Source organism: Kushneria indalinina DSM 14324 (assembly GCF_003385845.1).
GTDB classification, from domain to species: domain Bacteria; phylum Pseudomonadota; class Gammaproteobacteria; order Pseudomonadales; family Halomonadaceae; genus Kushneria; species Kushneria indalinina.
Map to the genome: position 1 here is coordinate 948,377 of NZ_QRDJ01000007.1, position 6,097 is coordinate 954,473.

Sequence of the window (6,097 nt, forward strand, 5' to 3'; positions counted from 1 at the left end):
CCCTGCCGGGATAACCGGCAGGGCCTTTTTGTGGCTGTTGTATCGTCCGGTTTCTAGTGCTTGCCGGGGTCGATGATCCTGACGGGCTGGAAATCTTCGCTCTCCTCGGCCGGCTGGCTTTTGGAGACGCGCGTCTCCAGCGCGTCATGCGCCTCTTCGGTCATGGGTAACTGCTCGAAAAAGTCGCAGCTGACACATTCCCGATAGCGGGTGCCATTGCTTTCCCAGCTACGGATACGGTCCATGGCACTGCAGCGCGGGCAGATGGCGCCGGCAATAAAGCGTTTGGGTGTTGACTGGCTCATCAAATCTCCTGACCGGCAGGGATGATCTGCCGGTCGTGATACAGGGATCAGGTGGTTTGAACAATGCCGCTGTGACGCAGCAGCGGTTCGATGCTGGGTTCACGTCCACGAAACTCCTCAAACAGGACCGCGGCATCGCGAGCGCCGCCCTGTTCCAGGATGCTGGTGCGAAAGCGCATGCCGGTGGTCTGATCGAAAACGCCGGCCTCTTCAAAGGCCGACCAGGCATCTGCCGAAAGCACTTCGGCCCACTTGTAGCTGTAGTAGCCGGCCGCGTAGCCACCGGCAAAGATATGACTGAAGCCGTGCTGGAAGCGGTTGAACTCGACTCTGGGCACCACCGAGACCTGCTGACGAACGCTGTCCAGCAGGGACTGAATGTCCCCGGCATCAGGCGTCTGGTGTTCACGGTGCAGACGCAGATCAAACAGCGAGAACTCGAGCTGACGCACCATGGTCATGGCGGACTGGAAGTTGCGGGCCGCCTGCAGGCGCTCCAGCAGGTCATCCGGCAGGGGCTCACCGGTATCGACATGCGAGGCGATCAGATCAAGGCCTTCGCGTACCCAGCAGTAGTTTTCCATGAACTGGCTGGGCAGCTCGACGGCGTCCCATGCCACACCATTGATGCCGGAAATGTCCGCCACCTGCTGGCGGGTCAGCATGTGATGCAGGCCGTGGCCGAACTCGTGGAACAGCGTCAGAACTTCATCGTGGGTCAGAAGGGCCGGTCGATCGCCCACTGGTCGGGTGAAGTTGCAGGTCAGGTAGGCGACCGGCAGCTGAATGTCGCCATCGCCACGAACGCGTCTGACACGACATTCATCCATCCATGCGCCCCCGCGCTTGCTTTCCCGGGCATAGAGATCGAGATAGAACCCGGCGATGACGTCGTCACCTTCCAGAATATCGAAAAAGCGTACATCGCTGTGCCAGCGCGGGGCCTGGGTGTTTTCGCGAAAGCTGACGTTAAAGAGTTTGCCGATGACCCGAAAAAGCCCGTCAACCGCGCCGGGCGCAGGAAAGTAGGGGCGCAATTCTTCCTGTGAAATGGCGTAGCGCGCTTCGCGCAGCTTTTCGCTGGCATAGCCGGTATCCCAGGGGGCCAGAGTCTCGATGCCCAGCTCATCGCGGGCGAAGTCGCTGAGATTGCGAAATTCTTTCGTGGCCTGCGGGACCGCGCGCTCAGCCAGGTCATGAAGAAAGTCGAGCACCTGATCCGGACTGTCGGCCATCTTGGTGGCCATCGAGTAGTCGGCGTAGGTGTCAAAGCCGGCCAGTGAAGCGATCTCCTGGCGCAGCGTTACGATCTCGGCCATGACCTCCGAGTTGTCGAATTCGCCGGCACCGGGACCCTGATCGGAGGCCCGGGTGACGAAGGCGGTATACACCTCTTCGCGCAGGGCGCGATCGTCGGCATGGCTCATGATCGGAAAAAAGCTCGGGAAGTCGAGCGTGATGCGATAGCCCTCGACGCCCTTGGCCTCGGCATTGGCGGCCAGAGTCTCCAGCGCACTCTGCGGCAGACCGCCCAGACGCTTGCGCGGGACATCCAGGTGCCAGGCCTGGGTGGCATCGAGCACGTTATTGGAGAAGGTGTTGGAAAGCGTTGATAGCCTTGCCTGGATTTCGCCGAATCGGGCTTTCTTTTCAGCGGGCAGATCGACCCCTGCCAGGCGGAAATCGCGCAGGGTATTGTCGATCGACTTGCGCTGACCCTGATCCAGCTGCGCGTATTCATCGCTGTCGGCCAGTGTCTGGAAGGCCTTGAAAAGCCCTTCATGCTGACCCAGCCAGGTGCCATAGGCCGAGAGCTTTGGCAGACAGGCCTGATAGGCCTCGCGCAGTGCCGGTGAATTCATGGTGGCATTGAGATGCGAAACCGGCGACCAGGCCTGGGAGAGCTGGTCATTGATGGCTTCAAGCGGTGCGGCCAGCCCCTGCCAAGTGTAGTCGCCTTTCTCGACCAGCGTTTCAATGGCGGCCCGGTTACGCGCGAGCAGATCGTCCACGGCCGGCTCGATGATATCGGGCGTGATGGCCTCGAACGGAGGAAGCGCATGGGATTCGAGCAGGGGATTGGTAGACATGGAGCGACCTCGCGGTTGGCGAAAGATATACTGCTGACAATGAGGGTGTCGGGTGCCGGTTTCAATGCAGGCGCGCGGCAGCGTGAGTTGATTCAGTGCGCATCATGGCGCGATGGAAGGGATGCAGGACATGTCCGAAGTGGTAGAGCGCTGGGGGTCGCGCCGTGCGTTCATTATAGCGGTGACGGGTGCGGCAGTGGGTCTGGGCAATATCTGGCGCTTTCCCTGGATGGTGGGTGAAAACGGAGGGTCGGTCTTTCTTCTGCTGTATGTGGCCTTTGTGCTGCTGCTGGGGTTGCCGGTCATGGTGGCTGAAATCCTGATTGGGCGGGCAGGACGGCGCACGCCCATGCAGGCCCTGACCTTTCTGGCCTGCGAGGCGGGTGGCAGCCGGCACTGGCGGCTTCTGGGACTGCTGGGGGGGATCACGCTTTTTCTGATTCTCTCCTTCTATGCGGTCGTGTCGGGCTGGTCACTGGAATATCTGGTCGATGCGTTCAGCGGCGATTTCGCCTCCCGCTCGCCCGAGGAGATCGGTGCCGCCTTTGATGCCTTTCTGGCAAGCCCCGGGCGGGTCATCTTCAACCAGACCCTTTTCATGGTGCTGACGATGGCCGTAGTGGCCTTCGGGGTGGGCAGTGGTCTTGAGCGACTCAATAATCTCCTGATGCCGCTTTTGTACCTGCTGCTTCTGGTATTGGTCGGCTATGCGGCCACCACCACAGGGTTCGGTACGGCGCTGAACTGGCTTTTCTGGCCTGACCCCAGGGCCATTTCCTTCATGGTGGTGCTCAATGCCATGGGGCATGCCTTCTTTACCCTGGCCGTGGGCGCCGGCGCGCTGATGGCTTACGGCGCTTATATGCCGGAAGGCCAGAGCGTGCCCCGCGCCGTGGTCACCGTCGCACTGCTGGATATTCTGGTGGCGCTGCTGGCGGGCGTTGCCATCTTCTCGATCGTTTTCTCCCAGGGCATGGATCCGGCCTCCGGCCCGGGGCTCATGTTCGTGACCCTGCCGGTAGCCTTTTCACAGTTGCCTGGTGGCACCCTGTGGCTGGGCAGTTTCTTTGTCCTGCTGTTGATTGCGACCTGGACATCGTCCATCAATCTTGCCGAGCCAATGGTGGCCATGCTGCACTCCGCCGGGCTGCACCGTGTCACGTCAGCGCTGCTGATCGGCATCGGCGTCTGGCTGGTCGGCATTCCTTCGGCACTGTCCTTTTCATGGCTCTCTGAGGTGCAGCCGATCAGTGACATGACCTTCTTTGATCTGGCTACCACCGTGCCTACCGATATCCTGTTGCCCATCGGCGGGCTGCTGATTGCCTTCTTTGCGGTCTGGGTGATGGATGCGCAGCGAGCAGTACAGGCGCTGGGAAGCAATGAACGTTTCTTTATCCTCTGGCGTCAGGTCACGCGCTGGGTCGCCATTCCACTGCTGATACTGGTATTGATGGGCGCCATGTTCTGAAATGATATTCGGGGCCGCCCTGATGGTTGATACCACGAAAGGGGCGGTCATTTTTAACAGGTTCAACAAGGCGAGGGCACAGGCATGAGCATTCGAAGCTTCAGAGGGGTATCACCGACGCTGGGTGAGCGTGTCTTCATCGATGAGACGGCTGTGGTGCTGGGTGACGTCACGCTGGGGGATGATACCTCGGTCTGGCCGACGGCCGTGATTCGTGGCGACATGCACCATATCCGCATCGGCGCCCGGACCAGTATTCAGGATGGCTCGGTACTTCATATCACGCATGCCAGTGATTACAGCCCCGGGGGGTATCCGCTGACCATTGGTGATGATGTCACCGTCGGGCATCGCGCCATTTTGCATGGTTGCACCATTGCCTCGAAGGTGTTGATTGGCATGAATGCCACAGTACTGGATGGCGCCGTGGTGGAAAGCGAGGTGCTGGTGGCCGCAGGCGCCGTGGTACCGCCGGGCAAGCATCTTGAAAGCGGCTATGTCTATGGCGGTAACCCGGTACGCCAGCTGCGTCCGCTCAAGGAGTCCGAATATCGCTTCTTTGAGTACTCGGCGGGCAATTATGTGTCACTCAAGGATGAGTTTCTGGCCCAGTCAGAGGAATGAACTCGTTCTGATGTGACGCTAGATCATTGTTGTTATTGATAAAATTGCGCCATAATATGGATTTATATCCAGTATTTGAGTTATGGCCAATTTTACAACGCATTTTTCGGTGGCTGCCGCAGGCGGTGCTCTGGTAGGTGGACTGGGCTGGCAGGCCGGCCTGTGGCCCTTCGTCGATGTTTTTCCGGTCGCAGGGCTGGTCGCGCTGGGCGGTGTGGTTCCGGATATCGATGCCGATCAGTCCCGCGCCGTGCGCCTGATTTTTACATTGATGGCCATGCTTGCCGTGATCGGCTGTGTCTCGGCCCTGCAGCCCTTTCTATCCCTGGCAGAGCTGAGTGGCGTGGGCGTCGGTGCCTATCTCTTCGTACGCTATCCCATGAGCACGCTTTTCAAGCGCTTTTCCGTTCACCGGGGCATTTGGCATTCTCTGCTGGCGGCGGTGCTGGCAGCTCTGGTTGTTGCAGCCGTGAGCTATCACCTGTTCGTACAGACGGCCATACAGTCATGGATCTTTGCCGGGGCCATGTTGATCGGCGTCCTCATCCATCTTCTACTTGATGAAATCTACAGCATCGATATTGAAGGGCGTCGCCTGAAGCGCTCCTTTGGTACCGCCTTCAAGCTCTATGACTACGGTACGCCACAGACGGCGCTACTCATGGGAGTCGTAATGCTGTCGATGACGCCCTGGTTGCCGCCTTATATGGCTCTGCAGGATATCGGTAACCGGGTCTGGGCACTCTGGAGTTAACCCCCTGCCTGAGAGGGAGGAAGATGATGCCGCGTGAGGTACTTCTGTTTGATGTTGGCGGTGTACTGGCTGACTGGGATGGCATAACCCCGCTTGTAGAACTGACCGGCGGACGCCTGAGCAGGGAGGAAGCCCGCCGGTTCTGGCTGGAGTTTGCCCCGCTTGATCCTTTTGAAACCGGGAAGGCTTCTTCCAGTGGTTTTCTTGAGGCAGCCGTTGAAGCGCTCTCACTGGATATGTCGTCCGAGGCGTTCGCTCAGCATTACGCAGGCTGGGTCACCGGGCTCTATCCCGGTACGCAGGAGTTGCTGGAACGAATTGATCCGCGTTTTTACATGGCAATTCTCAGCAACAACAACGCCCTTCACTGGCCGGTCATTCAGCGTACCGGTCTGGAAGTACACTTTGACGCCGTCTTTCTGTCTCATGAGATCGGCTATCGCAAGCCTGATCCGCGTGCCTGGCAATACGTGCTGGAGACTCTGGAGTGCTCGGCGTCACAGGTTGTCTTTCTTGATGACAACCCGGAGTGCGTTGATGCCGCTCGCGCGCTGGGGGTTCGCTCACATCTGGTCAAGGGCAGGGAGGCCCTTGAGGCATGTCTGGAAGAGGAGGGCTATCTGCTGTCCTGACCTTCATCCACGCCCATGTGACAGAAAAATGAAACTTTTTGGCGAAAGGGGTTGCGCGGTGCCGGTGTGATCTATAAAGTACGCATCCGCTGCCACGGAGCACACGGCGACGAGGCAGCGGGGGAAGCAAGCAGGTGATTGTTTTGACTAGGGTTTTGGTCGCTCAATCAGGATTTCAGATCCAGCCGCTGACTTCCGCATCGAAAAAAAGAGGTTGACTT

At 59.2% G+C, this 6,097-nt stretch carries 6 protein-coding genes; 4 read left to right on the forward strand and 2 right to left on the reverse strand.

The features are described 5' to 3' along the window. Positions 1-53 precede the first annotated feature (53 nt). Both C8D72_RS10960 and prlC read right to left on the reverse strand, forming a co-directional pair. The gene (locus C8D72_RS10960; protein WP_115854431.1) at positions 54-305 is read right to left on the reverse strand and encodes a YheV family putative zinc ribbon protein; all 252 of its coding nucleotides are present in this window, start codon (positions 303-305) and stop codon (positions 54-56) included. A gap of 47 nt (positions 306-352) precedes the next feature. Then, complete coding sequence (gene prlC, locus C8D72_RS10965) at positions 353-2,395, reverse strand: oligopeptidase A (RefSeq protein ID WP_115854432.1); 2,043 nt, start codon at positions 2,393-2,395, stop codon at positions 353-355. A 130-nt stretch (positions 2,396-2,525) separates the two neighbouring features. On the opposite strand from prlC, the gene C8D72_RS10970 reads away from it, so the two are divergent. The 4 genes from C8D72_RS10970 (at position 2,526) to C8D72_RS10985 (ending at position 5,876) form a co-directional block, all read left to right on the forward strand. Continuing rightward, positions 2,526-3,866: a sodium-dependent transporter gene (locus C8D72_RS10970; protein ID WP_115854506.1), complete on the forward strand. Its 1,341-nt coding sequence runs from the start codon at positions 2,526-2,528 to the stop codon at positions 3,864-3,866. A gap of 84 nt (positions 3,867-3,950) precedes the next feature. Further along, positions 3,951-4,490 (forward strand): gamma carbonic anhydrase family protein, encoded by a 540-nt coding sequence (locus tag C8D72_RS10975; protein ID WP_115854433.1) that lies wholly within the window; start codon positions 3,951-3,953, stop codon positions 4,488-4,490. Positions 4,491-4,572: 82 nt separating this feature from the next. Beyond that, positions 4,573-5,244 (forward strand): metal-dependent hydrolase, encoded by a 672-nt coding sequence (locus tag C8D72_RS10980; protein ID WP_115854434.1) that lies wholly within the window; start codon positions 4,573-4,575, stop codon positions 5,242-5,244. 26 nt (positions 5,245-5,270) lie between these two features. Then, a complete protein-coding gene (locus C8D72_RS10985) occupies positions 5,271-5,876 on the forward strand; it encodes an HAD family hydrolase (RefSeq protein WP_170140573.1) in 606 nt (201 codons plus the stop codon). Positions 5,877-6,097 lie beyond the last annotated feature (221 nt).